16 protein-coding genes are annotated in these 17,519 nt (G+C 62.2%); 6 read left to right on the top strand and 10 right to left on the bottom strand.

Annotation, left to right across the window (positions count from 1 at the left end):
* Positions 1-104: 104 nt before the first annotated feature.
* The 7 genes from nagE to KVG85_RS15350 all read right to left on the bottom strand — a co-directional run bounded on the left by nagE (position 105) and on the right by KVG85_RS15350 (position 8,700).
* Positions 105-1,820 carry an N-acetylglucosamine-specific PTS transporter subunit IIBC gene (gene nagE / locus KVG85_RS15380; protein ID WP_217864271.1) on the bottom strand — a complete coding sequence of 572 codons (1,716 nt, stop codon included), beginning with the start codon at positions 1,818-1,820 and terminating at the stop codon, positions 105-107.
* A 23-nt stretch (positions 1,821-1,843) separates the two neighbouring features.
* A complete protein-coding gene (ptsP, locus tag KVG85_RS15375; RefSeq protein WP_217864270.1) occupies positions 1,844-4,357 on the bottom strand; it encodes a phosphoenolpyruvate--protein phosphotransferase in 2,514 nt (837 codons plus the stop codon).
* Positions 4,358-4,391: 34 nt separating this feature from the next.
* Positions 4,392-5,414 carry an SIS domain-containing protein gene (locus tag KVG85_RS15370; RefSeq protein ID WP_217864269.1) on the bottom strand — a complete coding sequence of 341 codons (1,023 nt, stop codon included), beginning with the start codon at positions 5,412-5,414 and terminating at the stop codon, positions 4,392-4,394.
* Entirely contained in the window at positions 5,395-6,501 is a 1,107-nt protein-coding gene (nagA, locus tag KVG85_RS15365; RefSeq protein WP_122601724.1) for an N-acetylglucosamine-6-phosphate deacetylase, read from the bottom strand. Before nagA ends, KVG85_RS15370 begins: the two co-directional genes overlap by 20 nt.
* A 40-nt stretch (positions 6,502-6,541) precedes the next feature.
* Positions 6,542-7,273 carry a GntR family transcriptional regulator gene (locus KVG85_RS15360; RefSeq protein WP_016771550.1) on the bottom strand — a complete coding sequence of 244 codons (732 nt, stop codon included), beginning with the start codon at positions 7,271-7,273 and terminating at the stop codon, positions 6,542-6,544.
* 283 nt (positions 7,274-7,556) lie between these two features.
* Positions 7,557-8,072 (bottom strand): L,D-transpeptidase family protein, encoded by a 516-nt coding sequence (locus KVG85_RS15355; protein WP_024011712.1) that lies wholly within the window; start codon positions 8,070-8,072, stop codon positions 7,557-7,559.
* A gap of 76 nt (positions 8,073-8,148) precedes the next feature.
* A complete protein-coding gene (locus tag KVG85_RS15350) occupies positions 8,149-8,700 on the bottom strand; it encodes an NUDIX hydrolase (protein ID WP_016771548.1) in 552 nt (183 codons plus the stop codon).
* Between the two features lie 147 nt (positions 8,701-8,847).
* Here KVG85_RS15350 and KVG85_RS15345 point away from each other — a divergent pair, with 147 nt between their 5' ends.
* From KVG85_RS15345 to purT, 5 genes are all read left to right on the top strand, one after another.
* The gene (locus KVG85_RS15345) at positions 8,848-9,447 is read left to right on the top strand and encodes a CoA pyrophosphatase (RefSeq protein WP_016771547.1); all 600 of its coding nucleotides are present in this window, start codon (positions 8,848-8,850) and stop codon (positions 9,445-9,447) included.
* 39 nt (positions 9,448-9,486) lie between these two features.
* Positions 9,487-10,011 (top strand): gamma carbonic anhydrase family protein, encoded by a 525-nt coding sequence (locus tag KVG85_RS15340; RefSeq protein ID WP_217864268.1) that lies wholly within the window; start codon positions 9,487-9,489, stop codon positions 10,009-10,011.
* Positions 10,008-10,223 (top strand): DUF1289 domain-containing protein, encoded by a 216-nt coding sequence (locus tag KVG85_RS15335; protein ID WP_071174484.1) that lies wholly within the window; start codon positions 10,008-10,010, stop codon positions 10,221-10,223. The genes KVG85_RS15340 and KVG85_RS15335 overlap by 4 nt, the downstream gene beginning before the upstream one ends.
* Before the next feature lie 155 nt (positions 10,224-10,378).
* Positions 10,379-10,846, top strand: a complete 468-nt coding sequence (locus KVG85_RS15330; protein ID WP_016771544.1) for a VUT family protein — start codon at positions 10,379-10,381, stop codon at positions 10,844-10,846.
* Positions 10,847-10,946: 100 nt separating this feature from the next.
* Positions 10,947-12,128, top strand: a complete 1,182-nt coding sequence (gene purT, locus KVG85_RS15325; RefSeq protein WP_122508291.1) for a formate-dependent phosphoribosylglycinamide formyltransferase — start codon at positions 10,947-10,949, stop codon at positions 12,126-12,128.
* 98 nt (positions 12,129-12,226) lie between these two features.
* Here purT and KVG85_RS15320 read toward each other — a convergent pair whose 3' ends face one another.
* The 3 genes from KVG85_RS15320 to KVG85_RS15310 all read right to left on the bottom strand — a co-directional run bounded on the left by KVG85_RS15320 (position 12,227) and on the right by KVG85_RS15310 (position 15,842).
* Positions 12,227-13,543 carry an MFS transporter gene (locus tag KVG85_RS15320; RefSeq protein WP_217864267.1) on the bottom strand — a complete coding sequence of 439 codons (1,317 nt, stop codon included), beginning with the start codon at positions 13,541-13,543 and terminating at the stop codon, positions 12,227-12,229.
* Between the two features lie 232 nt (positions 13,544-13,775).
* Positions 13,776-15,017, bottom strand: coding sequence for a CNNM domain-containing protein (locus tag KVG85_RS15315; protein ID WP_217864266.1), 1,242 nt, complete (start codon positions 15,015-15,017; stop codon positions 13,776-13,778).
* Positions 15,018-15,029: 12 nt separating this feature from the next.
* Entirely contained in the window at positions 15,030-15,842 is an 813-nt protein-coding gene (locus KVG85_RS15310; protein WP_016771539.1) for a cytochrome C assembly family protein, read from the bottom strand.
* 210 nt (positions 15,843-16,052) lie between these two features.
* On the opposite strand from KVG85_RS15310, the gene ffh reads away from it, so the two are divergent.
* Positions 16,053-17,429 (top strand): signal recognition particle protein, encoded by a 1,377-nt coding sequence (gene ffh / locus KVG85_RS15305; RefSeq protein ID WP_007967791.1) that lies wholly within the window; start codon positions 16,053-16,055, stop codon positions 17,427-17,429.
* Positions 17,430-17,519: the final 90 nt, after the last annotated feature.

Raw genomic sequence — 17,519 nt, 5'->3', positions numbered from 1 at the left:
AAGGGCCAGCATGGCGAGCGGGGCGTGGAGGAGGGTGGTATTCATGTATCGTGCGCGTGCCGGGTTTCCCCCGCCCGCTCCAGCCCTCCCGCCATCGGCGCAGATCAAACCTGCGCGCTGACCTCCCCGCGACTCAGTAACGCCTCGATCGCCCCGCTCAAACTCGCGGCCTTGTCCCCCACCAGCAAATGCCAGACGCCACCGTCCAACTGGCTGACACCCAGGCAGCCGAGCGCTTTGAGCTGCGCATCGGACGGCGCCTTGGCATCGGCCAGTTGCAGGCGAACGCGGGTCATGGCGATGCAATCGAGTTGCAGCACATTGTCGCGACCACCCAGTGCATCCAGCCATTGCTGCGCCTCGTTGCGGGTAAGCGCAACGGTCTTCGGCTCATCGGCAACCACTGCGGTGTCCACCAACGCTGTTCGGCCCAGCGCAGGCATGGCCAAGCGAATCTCATCGGCAATGCTGTCAGCCAACGGCCCGACCACGACCTGCAAACTGCCGCCCTTGCCCGGGCGCACCACCGCCATCGCGCCCAACGCTTTCAGTTCAGCGTCCGAAGCCTTGTTGCGGTCGACCATCTCCAGGCGCAGTCGGGTCGTGCACGCGCCGACGGTGAGCAGATTCTCGGCGCCGCCCAAGGCTTTGATATACGCGCTGGCGCGTTCGGTTTCCGAAAGCACGGCTTTTTCGGCGCTGGCGACGTCTTCGCGCCCCGGCGTCTTCAGGTTGAAGCGGCGAATACAGAAGTCGAAAACCAGGTAATAGATGACCGCATAAGCCAGCCCGACCGGCACCACCAGCCAGCCATTGGTCGACTTGCCCCAGCCGAGAATCATGTCGATGAAGCCACCGGAAAAGGTGAAGCCCAGATGAATGTTCAAGCCGTTGGTGATCGCCATCGACAGCCCGGTCAGCAGCGCGTGCAGGAGGAACAGCAGCGGCGCGAGAAACATGAAGGCAAATTCGATTGGCTCGGTCACGCCGGTGAGAAACGAGGTCAGTGCCATCGACAGGAAGATCCCGCCCATCACCTTGCGCCGCTCCGGCAGGGCGTTGCGGTACATCGCCAGGCAGGCGGCGGGCAGGCCGAAGATCATCATCGGGAACATGCCGGTCATGAACTGGCCGCCCTTCGGATCGCCGGCAAAATACCGCGACAGATCGCCGGTCACCAGCGCGCCGGTGGTCGGGTCGGTGAAGTTGCCGAAGACGAACCACGCCATGTTGTTGAGGATGTGGTGCAGGCCGGTGACGATCAGCAAACGGTTGAACACTCCGAAGACGAAGGCGCCGATGCTGCCGCTTTCCATCATCAGCGCGCCGAACGCATTGATGCCCTGCTGGATCGGCGGCCAGATATAACCGAACAGCACGCCCAGACCGACCGCCGCGAACCCGGTGACAATCGGCACAAAACGCCGGCCACCGAAGAACGCCAGATACTCCGGCAGCTTGATGTCCTTGAAGCGGTTGTACAGCGCACCGGCCATCAGGCCGCTGACGATCCCGGCGAGCATGCCCATGTTGATCGTCGAGTCGAGCACCTTGAGCGTGGAGATCATCACCAGATAACCGATCACCCCGGCCAGGCCGGCGGTGCCGTTGTTGTCTTTGGCGAAACCGACGGCGATGCCGATGGCAAAGATCATCGCCAGGTTGGCGAAGATCACTTGGCCGGCATCGTGAATGATCGCGATGTTCAACAGGTCCGTGTCGCCCAGGCGCAGCAGCAGGCCGGCAATCGGCAGGATCGCGATCGGCAGCATCAGCGCGCGGCCCAAGCGTTGCAGGCCTTCGATGAAGAGTTGGTACATGGCGTTTGTCCTTTTTGTTTTTGTTAGCGCAGAGGCCAATGTTGATGACAGGCGTGGCGAACGGCGGCGGCGCTGGACAGCTTGAGCAGGTCGCGGCTCAGGCGCTGACATTCGGCTTCATGCAACTGACGTACGCGGTCCTTGATTTCACCGATCTGCACCGGGCTCACCGACAGCTCGGTGACGCCCAGACCCACCAGCACCGGCGTGGCCAGCGGGTCGGAGGCGAGGGCGCCGCAGACACCGACCCAGCGCTTGTGCACCGCCGCGCCTTCGCAGGTCATGGCGATCAGACGCAGCAACGCCGGGTGCAGGGCATCGACCCGTGCCGCCAGCCCGGCGTGGTCGCGGTCCATGGCCAGGGTGTATTGCGACAGATCGTTGGTGCCGATCGAGAGAAAGTCGGCGTGTTCGGCCAGTTGTTCGGCTTGCAGCGCGGCGGCGGGGACTTCGATCATCACGCCGATTTCCGGGCGCTCGGCAATGCCCATTTCAAGCCGCAGTGCATCGACGCGCTGGCGGATGTGCAGCAGTTCGTCGATCTCGGTGACCATCGGCAACAGAATCCGGCAACGCGACAACGGCTTGACCTGCAGCAGCGCGCGCAGTTGCTGATCGAGAATTTCCGGGCGCGCCTGGGCCAGCCGAATGCCGCGCAGACCGAGCACCGGGTTGGCTTCGGCCGGCAGCGGCAGGTAGTCGAGTTGCTTGTCGCCGCCGACGTCGATGGTGCGGATGATCACTGACTTGTCGCCCATGGCATCGATCACCGCTTGATAGGCGCTGCGCTGTTCTTCGACGTCCGGTGCAGTCTGGCGATCGACGAAAAGAAACTCGGTGCGCAACAGGCCGACGCCATCGGCACCGTTGGCAAAAGCGTCTGTCGCTTCGTTGCTCGAGGCGACATTGGCAGCCACTTCGATGTGCACGCCATTGCGCGTTTCAGCGGGTAAATGCGCTTTGGCCTGTTGGCTGTCGCGGCGCTGCCGGCGCTCGATTTGTGCCTGTTGCACTTCGCTCAGGCGCTCGGCGTTTGGCGTCAATTCGAGGCGCCCGCCATCAGCGTCGAGCACCACGGCCTGATCTTGCGGCTGCTCAAGCAATTGCGCGCCCAAAGCGACGATGCACGGCAGACCTTTGCCGCGCGCCAGAATCGCTACGTGGGAGGTCGCGCCGCCCTCGGCCATGCACAGCCCGGCGACGCCTTGCGCGCTGAGTTGCAGTAGATCCGATGGCGTCAGTTCGTGGGCGGCAACGATGGCGCCGGCCGGCACCTGGTATTGCCAGGCCTCGCCAAGCAGGGCGCGCAGTACGCGTTGCTTGAGGTCGCGTAAATCGTTGGCACGTTCGGCCAGCAGCGGACTGCCGGTGCCTTGGAGCATGTCGCACTGGGTGTCGATCGACTGACTCCAGGCATGAGTCGCTGCGGTGCCTTGCGCGATGAATTGCTGCGCGGCGTCGAGCAGGGCCGGGTCTTCGAGCAGCGCCATGTGTGCAGCGAAGATCGCTTCTTCGTCGGCGTTCTTGTGCTTTTTCGCCTGGGCGAGGGTGGCGGCGATTTCGCTGCGCACCGCGTTCAATGCCGTTTCAAGAATCTGCTGCTGTTGCACTGGATCGTGATGGCCCGCATCCGCCGGCAAGGTGATTGCGTTCAAGAGAAACAACTGCCCGGCGACCAGCCCCGGCGCCGCGCAGACGCCGTGCAACACGCCCGCCTCGGCCGGGCGTTTCAGCGCCGCAGTGCTGAGCGGCGCTTGCCCGTGATGATCGTCCGGCAGCGCCGTGGCCAATGCGCTGAGCAGCGCTTGCAATGCGGCATCGGCGTCCGGCCCCTGACAACTGACCTGCACCTCATCCTGCTCACCAATCGCCAACCCCATCAAACCGATCAGACTGTTGCACGGCGCCGATTTGCCGTTGAAGTGCAGCTGTGAGTGGCTGCTGAAACCTTGGGCGGTCTGGCGGATCAGCGCAGCGGGGCGCGCATGCAAGCCGCCGCGATGAGCGACCCGAACTTGGCCACGAACCTCTGGCCCGCCGCTTGTATCGGTATTCGCCGCCACCACATTGCGCGCGATGATGTGCAGCAACGGCTCGCCGACTTTCACCGCTTTGAGGGTGATCGGCCGCACCTGAAAATCCGCGCTGTTGGTCAGGATCAACAGGCTGACCAGGCTTTTGCAGTGCTGGCCGACCTTGTCCAGGTCATAGCGCAGCAGCGGCTGACCGAGGCTGACGCGATCGCTTTCCTTGACCAGCATGGCGAAACCTTCGCCGTTCAGTTCAACGGTGTCGAGGCCCAGATGCAGGAGGATTTCCGCACCGTTGTCGGCGCGCACGGTCACCGCGTGGCTGCTGCGCGCGACGTGGATGACCACGCCGGCGCAGGGCGAATACAGCGTGTCATTGAGCGGGTCGATGGCGATGCCGTCGCCCATCGCGCCACTGGCGAACACCGCGTCCGGGACGTTGGCGAGCGTCAGCACCGGGCCGCTGAGCGGGGCGCTGAGGGTCAGCTCTTTATTGTTGTCGGGCATGGCTGGGTCTCATCAGGTGTGCAGTCAGTCGGACTTAATGCGTGCGGGTCACTTTGCTCAAATGGCGCGGCTGATCCGGGTCCATGCCCCGCGCCACGGCCAGGCCTGCGGCCATCACGTAGAAACTCTGGATCGCAAGAATCGGGTCGAGGGCCGGGTGTTCGGCGCGGCTCAGGGTCAGGTCGCGTTCGCTGACGTCATCCGGCGCGGCGAGCAAGACCCGGGCGCCGCGCTGGCGCATTTCCGCCGCCAGATTCAGCAGGCCGGCCTGCTCGGCGCCGCGTGGGGCGAACACCAGCAGCGGATAGTGTTCGTCGATCAGTGCCATCGGGCCGTGACGCACTTCGGCACTGCTGAACGCTTCGGCCTGAATCGCTGAGGTTTCCTTGAACTTCAGCGCCGCTTCCTGGGCAATCGCGAAACCGGCGCCACGGCCGATCACCATCAGGCGCTCGCAATCGCGCAGGGCTTCGATGGCCACGCTCCAGTCCTGTTTAGCCGCTTCGCGCAGGCCTTCTGGCAGCGCATCGTGGGCTTGCAGCAATTCGCTGTCTTCTTTCCAGTGCGCGATCAAACGCGCGCTGGCGCTGAGGGTGGCGATAAAACTCTTGGTCGCGGCGACGCTGCTTTCAGTCCCGGCAAGCAGCGGCAGGCTGAATTCACAAGCCGCCTCCAGTGGCGAGTCGGCAGCGTTAACCATCGACACGCTCAGCGCGCCACGCTTGCGCAACAGGCGCAGGCTGTTGACCAGATCCGGGCTCTGCCCCGACTGCGAAAACGCAAAGGCGACCTGACCGCTGACTTTCAGCGGCGCCTGCTGCATGGTCACCACTGACATCGGCAACGAGGCCACCGGCACGCCCAGTTGCTGCATGGTCAGGTAGGCGAAATAGCTCGCCGCGTGGTCGGAGCTGCCGCGCGCGACGGTCATCGCCACTTGCGGTGGCTGGCGGCGCAGGCGCCCGGCGATCTCGATCATCGGCGCGTCGAGATGTTGCAGTTGGGCTTGCACGGCCTCGAACGAGGACAGCGCCTCTTCAAGCATTTTTGAAGTCAATGTCTTCTCCTTCGACCATGACGGCGGTCAGTGTGAGTGAGCGATCGAGCCGCACGCAGTCGGCCCAGGCGCCGGGGGCAAGGCGCCCGCGTTCGGTGATGCCGAGGTAGTCGGCGGGAAATTGCGACAGACGCTGCGAGGCTTCGGCGACCGGCAAACCGATCTTGACCAGATTGCGCAGGGCCTGATCCATGGTCAGGGTGCTGCCGGCCAGCGTGCCGTCGGGCAGGCGCACGCCGCCCAGGCATTTGGTCACGGTGTGGCTGCCAAGCTTGTATTCACCGTCGGGCATGCCGGCGGCGGCGGTCGAATCGGTGACGCAATACAGGCACGGGATCGAGCGCAGCGCCACGCGAATGGCGCCGGGGTGTACGTGCAGCAGATCGGGAATCAGCTCGGCGTATTTGGCGTGCGCCAGTGCTGCGCCGACGATGCCCGGCTCGCGGTGATGCAGCGGGCTCATGGCGTTGTAGAGGTGGGTGAAACTGCTGGCACCGGCAGCCAGCGCGGCGACGCCTTCCTCGTAGCTGCCAAGGGTGTGGCCGATCTGCATGCGGATGCCACGGCTGCTCAGCTCGCGAATCAATGCATCGTGACCGGCGATTTCCGGGGCAATGGTGATGACGCGGATCGGCGCCAGCGCCAGATATTCTTCGACTTCGGCCATCAACGCGGTGTGGGCGAAGTTCGGTTGAGCGCCGAGTTTTCCCGGGTTGATGTAAGGGCCTTCAAGGTGCACTCCGAGAACACGCGCGGCGCCTTTCGGACGCTGTTCACAGAATTCTCCTACCTCTTTCAAGACGCTGGAAATCTCCGCACTCGGCGCGGTCATGGTCGTGGCCAACAGCGAGGTGGTGCCGAAACGCACGTGGGTTTTGCTGATGGTTTCGAAGGCTTCAGCGCCTTCCATGATGTCTTTGCCACCGCCGCCATGCACATGCAGGTCGATGAAACCCGGCAGCAGATAGGGCAGATCGTTAGCCGCCGGATCGCAGGGCACGCCTTCGATCGACACGATCTTGCCGTGTTCATGAATCAGCCGGCCGCGAACCCAGCCGCTGGCGGTGAGGATGTTGTCTTCGGACATTTTCGTTCTCGCTTGGGGCCGCTCTTAGCGACGCGGCTCTTTATCTACGAAGCTCTGCAACAAAGTCGTAGTAGTCGTTGCGGCAATAGGTGTCGGTGACTTCGATCGGCGTGTTGTCTTCCAGATAGCCGACCCGGGTCATCAGCAGCATGGCAGTGCCGGGGGCGATGCCGACCAGTGCGGCGAATTCGTCCGAGGCGTTGATTGCCTGAATGTGCTGCAGGGCGCGGACGATCGGTTTGCCGATGCCGTCGAGGTATTCGTAAAGCGAATCGCCCACCGCTTGCGGCCTGGGCATGATCGACGCGGGCAGGGTGCTCATCTCGATCGCCATGACCGTGTCATCGGCTTTGCGCAGGCGCTTCATGCGCGCCACCTTGTCATTCGGCGACAGGCCGAGGCGGATCAGTTCTTCGTGGGTCGGCAGGGTGATTTCCCGCTCCAGCCATTTCGAACTCGGCACGAAACCTTTCAGGCGCAGCATCTCGCTGAAGCCGGAAAGACGCGACAGTGGTTGTTCCAGGCGTGGGGTGATGAACGTGCCCGAGCCTTGCAGGCGGCGGATCAGGCCTTGCTCGAGCAAGACTTCCAGCGCCTTGCGTGCGGTGACCCGGGAGATGCCGAGCTGGTCGCTGAGATTGCGCTCGGACGGCATCGCCTGTTCGGCCTTCCACTGCCCGGCATGAATCGCCGCTTCCAGATTGCGCGCCAGTTGCAAGTACAGCGGCGTCGGCTGGGAATCGTCGGGACGTAGGGTCTGGAGGTCGTTCATGTAGGTCGTTTCCGTCGCGAGTATAGGATTGTTGTGGCTCGCTTGTGCGACGGAAGCTAATACCACTTGAATACCATGTCAACGCGATGAAACGGCATCTGACCCAATGGATTGGCGGTTTTCAGGGGGCAGTGTTTAAAGTGGTATTAGTGTCGGCCTATAAAAAGCAAAAGATCGCAGCCTGCGACAGCTTCTACAGTTGAGAGTGGTATCACCCCTGTAGTCGCCGTCGCAGGCTGCGATCTTTTGATTTATTTTTTTTTGCGGTGACCAGCGGTCGAGGTTACGGACGAATCTCGATCATCGTGCCGTCCGGTACCAGATTCCACACTTCACGCATGTCGACGTTGCGCATGGCGATGCAGCCATCGGTCCAGTCGAGGGTGTGGAACAACTGCTCCGGGTTGTCTGCCGAGTCCGGGGTGCCGTGGATCATGATCATCCCGCCGGGCTCGACACCTTCACGGCGTGCGCGGGCGGCATCGCTGATGTTCGGGTAGGAGATGTGCATCGACAGGTTGAATTTATCGCTGGTCTTGCGCCAGTCGATCCAATAGAAACCTTCGGGTGTGCGTTTGTCGCCCTCGATCAGTTTCGGGCCTTTCTTCGCGCCCTTGCCCAAGGAGATGCGATAGGTCTTCAGCGGCTTGCCGTCGGCAATCAACTGCAGTTGGTGGGCCGATTTGAGTACCAGGACTTTTTCGATCAGTGGAGTGTTCGAGGGCGTCACGGTGGTCACGAATGACGCTTGCGAAACGCTGACGAACGACAGGCACAACAGGGCAAGCAACCAACGCATTGAAACGATTCCCCAAGAATGACGCAGACACATAGTGATAGATGCAGGTGTGGTTATCGGCAGGGTGCCGCGAAGCTCAAGTGATCGCCGGCTGCACCAGTGGCGGAATCGACTCCGAACGCACCGGGTAAACCTCGCTGCGCCGATCGGCAAAGAAACATTCCAGCGTGCGCCCGACCGTGCGGAAAGCCAGCTCGTCCCAGGGAATGTCGGCTTCTTCGAACAGCTGCACTTCAAGGCTTTCCGGCCCGGCCGCATACTGCAGATCGGCCAGTTCGGCGCGGAAGAACACATGCACCTGGCTGATGTGCGGCACGTCGATCAGCGTGTAGATGCTCAGGTTGCGCACCCGGGCGCAGGCTTCTTCGGCGGTTTCGCGGATGGCGGCCTGCTCGATGGTCTCGCCGTTTTCCATGAAGCCGGCAGGTAGCGTCCAGTAACCGAGACGCGGCTCGATGGCGCGGCGGCAGAGCAGCACTTTCGTCCCCCAGGTCGGCACGCAACCGGCGACGATATTGGGGTTCTGGTAGTGAATGGTCTGACAGCTGTCGCAGACAAATCGCAGCCGCGAGTCGCCTTCGGGAATGCGCTGGGTGACCGGGTTACCGCAGTGGCTGCAAAATTTCATGCTCGGGTTCCTGAATGCTGCGCCTATCTTGGCGTGCAGCGGGGCCGGTCGGCAAGTTGTCGTTTCGCGACACGACGGGTTTCGGGGGCTTGGGCGCTCGCTTTGATTGGTGCATGATGCGGAGCAAGGCACCGATCGAGAACACTCATGCTGGACGAGCTACTGCATAGGGTAAGCAACCACACACCGCGTACGCTGGAGACCGACGCACGTTTCCCCGAAGCCGCCGTGCTGGTGCCGATCACCCGCAGTGACGAACCGGAACTGGTCCTGACCCTGCGCGCCAGCGGACTTTCGACCCATGGCGGCGAGGTCGCCTTCCCCGGAGGGCGCCGCGACCCGGAAGATCCGGACCTCATATTCACCGCGCTGCGCGAAGCCGAAGAGGAGATCGGCCTGCCACCGGGTCTGGTCGAAGTCATCGGCCCGCTCAGTCCGCTGATCTCCCTGCACGGCATCAAGGTAACGCCGTATGTCGGGGTGATTCCCGACTTTGTCGAATACCAGCCCAATGATGCCGAGATCGCCGCCGTCTTCAGCGTGCCGCTGGAATTCTTCCGCAAGGACCCGCGTGAGCATACCCATCGCATCGATTATCAGGGCCGCAGTTGGTACGTGCCGAGCTATCGCTTCGGCGAGTACAAGATCTGGGGCCTGACGGCGATCATGATCGTCGAGTTGATCAACCTGCTCTATGACGCCAAAATCAGCCTGCACCGACCGCCGAAAAGCTTTATCGATACCTGAGCCGTCGTTCGAACGGCCGTGATCCCCGAGGAAAACAAAATGAAATACCGCCTGGGCGACGCCCGTGTCGAAACCCATCCACAGAGCTGGGTCGCGCCCAATGCCGTGCTGGTGGGCAAGGTCCGCCTGGAAGAGGGCGCCAACGTCTGGTTCAACGCCGTATTGCGCGGCGATAACGAACTGATCCTCATCGGTAAGGACAGCAACGTGCAGGACGGCACGGTGATGCACACCGACATGGGCTATCCACTGACCATCGGTACTGGCGTGACCATCGGCCACAACGCCATGCTCCACGGCTGCGCGGTCGGCGATTACAGCCTGATCGGTATCAACGCGGTGATTCTCAACGGCGCGAAGATCGGCAAGAACTGCATCATCGGCGCCAATTCGCTGATCGGCGAAGGCAAGGAAATTCCCGACGGTTCGCTGGTGATGGGCTCGCCGGGCAAGGTCGTGCGTGAACTGACCGAGGCGCAGAAAAAGATGCTCGAAGCCAGCGCCGCGCACTATGTGCATAACTCGCAGCGTTACGCCCGCGATCTGATCGAGCAGGAACAATGACGACTGTTGAACGACCAGTCGCCTCGCCTTGCGTGAATATCTGCGCGCTGGATGAAGATGACGTTTGTACCGGGTGCCAGCGCACGGTCGCGGAGATTACCCGCTGGGGCCGCATGAGCAATGACGAGCGCCGTGTGGTGCTGGGGTTGTGTCATGAACGGGCGAAGGCGAGTGGATTGGTCTGGATGATTCCCGCGAAGTCAGGCGTCTGAACCACCGCTTTCGCGAGCAGGCTCGCTCCCACCTTGAAAATGCATTCCACTGTGGGAGCGAGCCTGCTCGCGAAGACGTCGGTCCTGTCACCGCACCTATTGGCGCAATACCAGCGCTCAAGTAACCTGTGCGCCAAATCGACAGGCCGCCCCCCATGATCTTCCTCATCGCCTACATCAGCAGCGTCGTGCTGATCAACTTCGCCTTTTCCACCGCACCGCACCTGGACATCATCTGGTCGGCCTGGGGCGGGCTGGTGTTCGTGCTGCGCGACATGGTGCAAACGCGCTTCGGTCATGGCGCGATCGTGGCGATGCTGGCGGCGCTGGTGCTCTCCTACATCACGTCCGACCCTTCCATCGCGCTGGCCAGCGCCACGGCGTTCGCGGTCTCCGAGTGCATCGACTGGCTGGTGTTCAGCATCACCAAGCGGCCGTTGCGTGATCGTCTGTGGATCAGTTCGGCGCTGAGCATTCCGCTGGATACCTTCATCTTTTTCGGCATGATCGACGCCTTGACGCCGCCGGTGATCATCACCGCGCTGGCCTCCAAGTTCGCCGGCGTTACCGCGGTCTGGCTGATCATGGCCTGGCGTGATCGCAAACAGGCTGTCGCCAGCTGAAGCCAAACCCTCGGGTTCATGTAAAATGCCGCGCTTTCTCCCCATGGAAAGCGCACCTGCGTGGCTTTCCTCGATGATCCGCTTCCTTTGAGGACCTGAGATGACCCGTATCGGAACTCCATTGTCGCCAACCGCGACCCGCGTATTGCTGTGTGGCTGTGGTGAGTTGGGCAAGGAAGTGGTAATCGAACTGCAGCGCCTGGGCGTTGAAGTGATTGCCGTCGACCGCTACGCCAACGCGCCGGCCATGCAAGTCGCCCATCGCAGCCACGTGATCAACATGCTCGACGGCGCTGCTTTGCGTGCAGTGATCGAAGCCGAGAAGCCGCACTTCATCGTGCCGGAAATCGAAGCCATCGCCACCGCCACGCTGGTCGAGCTGGAAGCCGAAGGCTTCACCGTGATCCCGACCGCGCGTGCGGCGCAGCTGACCATGAACCGCGAAGGCATCCGTCGTCTGGCTGCCGAAGAGCTGGATCTGCCGACCTCGCCGTACCACTTCGCCGACACCTTCGAGGACTACAGCAAAGCCGTTCAGGACCTGGGTTTCCCTTGCGTGGTCAAGCCGGTGATGAGTTCGTCGGGCAAGGGCCAGAGCCTGCTGCGCAGCGCCGATGACATACAGAAAGCCTGGGATTACGCGCAAGAGGGCGGTCGCGCCGGCAAAGGTCGCGTGATCATCGAAGGCTTCATCGACTTTGACTACGAAATCACCCTGCTGACCGTGCGCCACATTGGCGGCACCACGTTCTGCGCACCGGTCGGTCACCGTCAGGAGAAGGGCGACTATCAGGAATCCTGGCAGCCGCAGGCCATGAGCCCGATTGCTCTGGCTGAATCCGAGCGTGTTGCCAAAGCAGTCACTGAAGCACTGGGTGGCCGTGGTCTGTTCGGCGTCGAGCTGTTCATCAAAGGCGATCAGGTGTGGTTCAGCGAAGTCTCGCCACGGCCGCATGACACCGGTCTGGTCACGCTGATTTCTCAGGACCTGTCGCAATTCGCCCTGCATGCCCGCGCCATTCTCGGTCTGCCGGTGCCGCTGATCCGTCAGTTCGGCCCGTCGGCGTCGGCAGTGATTCTGGTGGAAGGCCAGTCGACCCAGACCGCATTTGCCAACCTGGGCGCTGCGTTGAGCGAGCCGGACACCGCGCTGCGTCTGTTCGGCAAGCCGGAAGTGAACGGCCAGCGCCGCATGGGCGTGGCGCTGGCGCGGGATGAGTCGATCGAGGCTGCACGTGCCAAGGCGACCCGTGCGTCGCAGGCGGTTGTTGTCGAGCTGTAAACCGGGTCGCGGCAGCTATTCGCGAGCAGGCTCGCTCCCACATTTGGAATGCATGTCCCTGTGGGAGCGAGCCTGCTCGCGAAGCTCTTGATCTTCTGTCAGGCAACCTGATTCAGATCGTTGTTGCGCGTCTCCTTCAAGCACAGCACCGCAATCAGACTCAACACCGCCGCCGCCGACACATACCCGCCGACATAGCTCAACCCCCCCATCGCCACCAGCTTCTGCGCAAAGAACGGCGCCGCCGAGGCTCCGACGATGCCGCCGAGGTTATACGCCGCTGAAGCACCGGTATAACGCACGTGGGTCGGAAACAGCTCAGGCAACAGCGCGCCCATCGGTGCGAATGTCACGCCCATCAAAAACAACTCGATGCACAGAAACAGCGCCACGCCCCAGGTCGAGCCCTGCGTCAGCAATGGCTCCATGAGAAATCCGGACAGAATCGCCAGCACGCCACCGATGATCAGCACCGGTTTGCGCCCGTAACGGTCGCTGGCCCAGGCTGACAATGGCGTCGCTGCGGCCATGAACAACACGGCACAGCACAGCAGGCCAAGGAAAGTCTCGCGGCTGTAACCCAGCGTCGATACGCCATAGCTCAGGGAAAACACCGTCGAGATATAGAACAGCGCATAGCAGACGACCATTGCCGCCGCACCGAGCAGGGTCGGTGCCCAGTATTGGCTGAACAACTCCACCAGCGGCACTTTCACTCGCTCCTGACGGGCGATCGCATTGGCGAACACTGGCGTTTCATGCAGCTTGAGGCGCACATACAGGCCGACCATCACCAGCGCCGCGCTGAGCAGAAACGGAATGCGCCAGCCCCAGCTGCGGAACTGTTCATCATCCAGCGTCATCGCCAGGGTCAGGAACAGACCGTTGGCCGCAAGAAAACCAATCGATGGGCCGAGCTGCGGGAACATGCCGAACCAGGCGCGTTTGCCCTTCGGCGCGTTTTCCGTAGCCAGCAGCGCTGCGCCGCCCCATTCGCCGCCAAGGCCCAGGCCCTGACCGAAACGCAGCACGCACAGGAGAATCGGCGCCCAGGCCCCAATGCTGTCGTAGCCCGGCAACACGCCAATCAAGGTGGTGCACACGCCCATCAACAGCAGCGAGGCGACCAGCGTCGACTTGCGCCCGATGCGGTCGCCGAAGTGGCCAAACAGTGCCGAACCCAGTGGTCGGGCGAGGAAGGCAATGCCGAAAGTGAGAAACGCCGAAAGCATCTGCGCCGTGCCGGAGGTCTGCGGAAAGAACACCGGCCCGATCACCAGCGCCGCAGCGGTGGCATAAACGTAGAAGTCGTAGAACTCGATGGCGGTGCCGATAAAGCTTGCCGTGGCCACGCGGGTGGCGGAATTGGTCGGCTGGGCAGGCGCGGTTTCGCTGTAAGCGGTATGGGTCGTCATGCGGTGATCCCTGACAGTCATGAGCTCCAGTGGAGCGAATTATTATGGTCGAACACCCAGGGATGTGGGGTAGGGCGCGAGCGCTGTTTCGAGTAGGAACAGTCGTCGGTTTGCAGCGGAAACAGTCAGGATCCGGGCAGTGCCGGGTAGGCACAGGGATCGACGGCGCTTGGGTAAGCGCCTCGATTATAGGAAGGGGGCTAACGATCAAACAAGCGCAAACAATGCAGCTTTATCGAGCAGGCATCAGAGCAGGCACCGATGAGGTCAGCCAGATCAACACCTTGCTCACCCGGTTCTCCTCGGTCTCGAGGATTTCCAGTCGATAACGCCCGATCTTCAGGCACACCGCGCTTTCCGGAATGGTTTCCAGCGCTTCGGTGACCAGGCCGTTCAGGGTCTTTGGCCCGTCGCTCGGCAGATGCCAGCCCAGGCACTTGTTCAGGTCGCGGATCGACGCGGCGCCATCAATCAACATACGCCCGTCGGCCTGGGGATGGATGTGCGGGTTGTCGAGGCTGTGCTCGCTTTCGAATTCGCCGACGATTTCTTCGAGAATGTCTTCAAGGGTGACGATACCCAGCACTTCACCGTACTCGTCCACGACCATGCCGAGACGGCGTTGCTGCTTGTGGAAGTTCAGCAGTTGCAGTTGCAGCGGCGTGCTTTCCGGGACGAAGTAAGGCTCGTAGCTGGCGGCCAGCAGTGCCTCGCGGGTCAATCCGCCGTAGCTCAGCAAATGGCCGATCTGGCGGGTGTTGAGCACCGCTTCGACCTGATTGATGTCACTGTGAAACACCGGCAGACGCGTGCGCTTGTTCTCGCGCAGTTGCTCGATGATCTCTTCGATCGAATCGTCGAGGTTGATGCCGTCGACGTCACTGCGCGGCACCAGAATGTCGTTGACCGTGATGTTGTCCAGCGCATGAATGCCCGACACCGGGTGGGCGCGGACCGGATGTTCGTGATCATCATCGTGATCGGCCGGCAACTCGTCCTCGCTCTGTTGCACCACCTGAGCCTTGCGCGTGAACGGGGTCAACAGCAAAGCGCTGACCCGGCTGAACAGCCACGCGAACGGGTAGACGATTTTCATCGGCACGACCAGCAGGGCATTGCCGAACGCCAGCACGGCATCCGGATAGCGCCGCGCCACGGTGCGCGGGAAATAATCGGCGAACACCAACAGGATGGCGCCGGCGCCCAGGCACGCCGCCCAAGGGCCGTTTTCTTCGCAGAGAAAAATCGCCAGCAGCGTCGCGATGATCACCGCGAGAGCGCGGCACAGGGTGTTGCAGAGGATCAGGCTGTCGAGCGGGAAGCTCAGCTTCGCCAGCGGTTTATCGCTGGCGCGCGAGGCGATACGTTGCGCAAGCAGGTGCTGCTGCGCGATTTCGACGGCGGTAAACAGCCCTGACCATAAAATCAGCAGGACAAATACCGCCAGCATCGGCCCTATGGGCAAACCGTCCATTTATGCCGCCCGTCAGATGTGCAGAATGTATTCACGAACCAGTTTGCTGCCGAAGTACGCCAGCATCAGCAGGCAGAAACCGGCGAGGGTCCAGCGAATCGCCTTGTGGCCGCGCCAGCCCAGACGGTTGCGGCCCCACAACAGCACGCTGAAGACGATCCATGCCAGGCAGGCCAGCAGGGTCTTGTGCACCAGATGCTGGGCAAACAGGTTCTCGACGAACAGCCAGCCGGAAATCAGCGACAGCGACAGCAGCGTCCAGCCGGCCCAGAGAAAGCCGAACAGCAGGCTTTCCATGGTTTGCAGGGGCGGGAAGTTCTTGATCAGCCCGGACGGGTGCTTGTGCTTGAGCTGATGGTCCTGAACCAGCAGCAGCAACGCCTGGAACACGGCGATGGTGAACATGCCGTAGGCGAGGATCGACAATAGAATGTGCGCGAGGATGCCCGGCTCTTCATCGATGATCTGCACCGTGCCGGTCGGCGCGAACTGCGCCAGCAATACCGTGATCGCGCCCAGCGGGAACAGCAGCACCAGCAGGTTTTCCACCGGGATCCGTGAACAGGCGAGCAGGGTCAGGGCGATTACCGCAGCAGCGATCAGACTGGACGCACTGAAGAAGTCCAGGCCAAGACCGATCGGGGTCAATAAATGTGTAAGCAGACTGGCGCCGTGGGCGAGCACGGCGAAGACGCCGAGGCTGACCAGCAGGCGCTTGTTCGCCTTGGCGCCGGTGGCCAGGCGAGTGCTTTGATAGACGGTCGCAGCGGCATAGAGCAGGGCGGCGGCGAGGGTGGTCAGCAAACTGGGTGACAAGGGGAGCATAAATCCTGTTAGGCGAGCCCGAAAGGCGCTGAGTTTGGCATAGAACCGCCACGGCACGAAAGACTCCGCAAGCTGACGGCGAGGTGTCCGCCGGCCGCAGTCTTCGCTATAATCCGCGACCTGCCCACGCCGCAGGCTCGCCGAGCACATGTTGATTCCGGTCTGGGCCGCCATTATCCCGGTTCGTACAGGGCCTGAAAGGATCGCGCAATGTTTGAAAACTTAACCGACCGTCTCTCGCAGACGCTGCGCCATGTCACCGGCAAGGCGAAGCTGACCGAGGACAATATCAAAGACACCCTGCGTGAAGTGCGCATGGCGTTGCTCGAAGCTGACGTCGCATTGCCGGTGGTCAAGGACTTCGTCAATTCGGTCAAGGAGCGCGCTGTCGGCACCGAGGTGTCGCGCAGCCTGACGCCGGGCCAGGCGTTCGTGAAGATCGTCCAGGCCGAGCTCGAAAGCCTGATGGGCGCGGCCAACGAAGACCTCAACCTGAGTGCCGTTCCGCCAGCAGTGATTCTGATGGCCGGTCTGCAGGGCGCGGGTAAAACCACCACTGCCGGCAAACTGGCGCGCTTTCTTAAAGAGCGCAAGAAGAAGTCGGTCATGGTTGTTTCGGCGGACATCTACCGTCCGGCGGCGATCAAGCAGCTGGAAACCCTGGCCAACGACATCGGCGTGACGTTCTTCCCGTCCGACCTGAGCCAGAAGCCGGTCGACATCGCCAACGCGGCTATTAAAGAAGCCAAACTGAAATTCATCGACGTGGTCATCGTCGACACCGCCGGTCGTCTGCACATCGACGAAGAGATGATGGGCGAGATCAAGGCGCTGCACGCTGCGATCAACCCGGTCGAAACCCTGTTCGTGGTCGACGCCATGACCGGCCAGGACGCCGCCAACACGGCCAAGGCTTTCGGCGATGCGCTGCCGTTGACCGGCGTGATCCTGACCAAGGTCGACGGCGACGCCCGTGGCGGTGCCGCACTGTCGGTGCGCGCCATTACCGGCAAGCCGATCAAGTTCATCGGTATGGGCGAGAAGAGCGAAGCGCTCGATCCGTTCCACCCTGAGCGTATCGCCTCGCGGATCCTCGGCATGGGCGACGTGCTCAGCCTGATCGAACAGGCCGAAGCGACGCTGGACAAGGACAAGGCCGACAAACTGGCCAAGAAACTGAAGAAGGGCAAGGGTTTCGACCTCGAAGACTTCCGCGATCAGCTGCAACAGATGAAGAACATGGGCGGCCTCGGCGGCCTCATGGACAAACTGCCGAGCATCGGCGGGGTCAACCTGTCACAGATGGGCAATGCCCAGAACGCCGCAGAGAAGCAGTTCAAGCAGATGGAAGCCATCATCAATTCCATGACCCCGGCCGAGCGCCGCGACCCTGAGCTGATCAGCGGTTCGCGCAAGCGCCGGATCGCCATGGGTTCCGGCACGCAGGTGCAGGACATCGGCCGCTTGATCAAGCAGCACAAGCAGATGCAGAAGATGATGAAGAAATTCACCGCCAAGGGCGGTATGGCAAAAATGATGCGCGGCATGGGCGGTATGTTGCCCGGCGGCGGCATGCCGAAAATGTAAAGACTTCGCCGGTCGTCGCACCGGCGCAGACCCTGCAAGGACGCAGGATCAACAGCAAACCCGCACTCGGCGGGAGCTGACTGGCCGTTT

Origin of the sequence: Pseudomonas triticicola (assembly GCF_019145375.1) — a bacterium.
Classification (GTDB): domain Bacteria; phylum Pseudomonadota; class Gammaproteobacteria; order Pseudomonadales; family Pseudomonadaceae; genus Aquipseudomonas; species Aquipseudomonas triticicola.
This window is presented reverse-complemented; position numbering and strand designations above follow the sequence as displayed.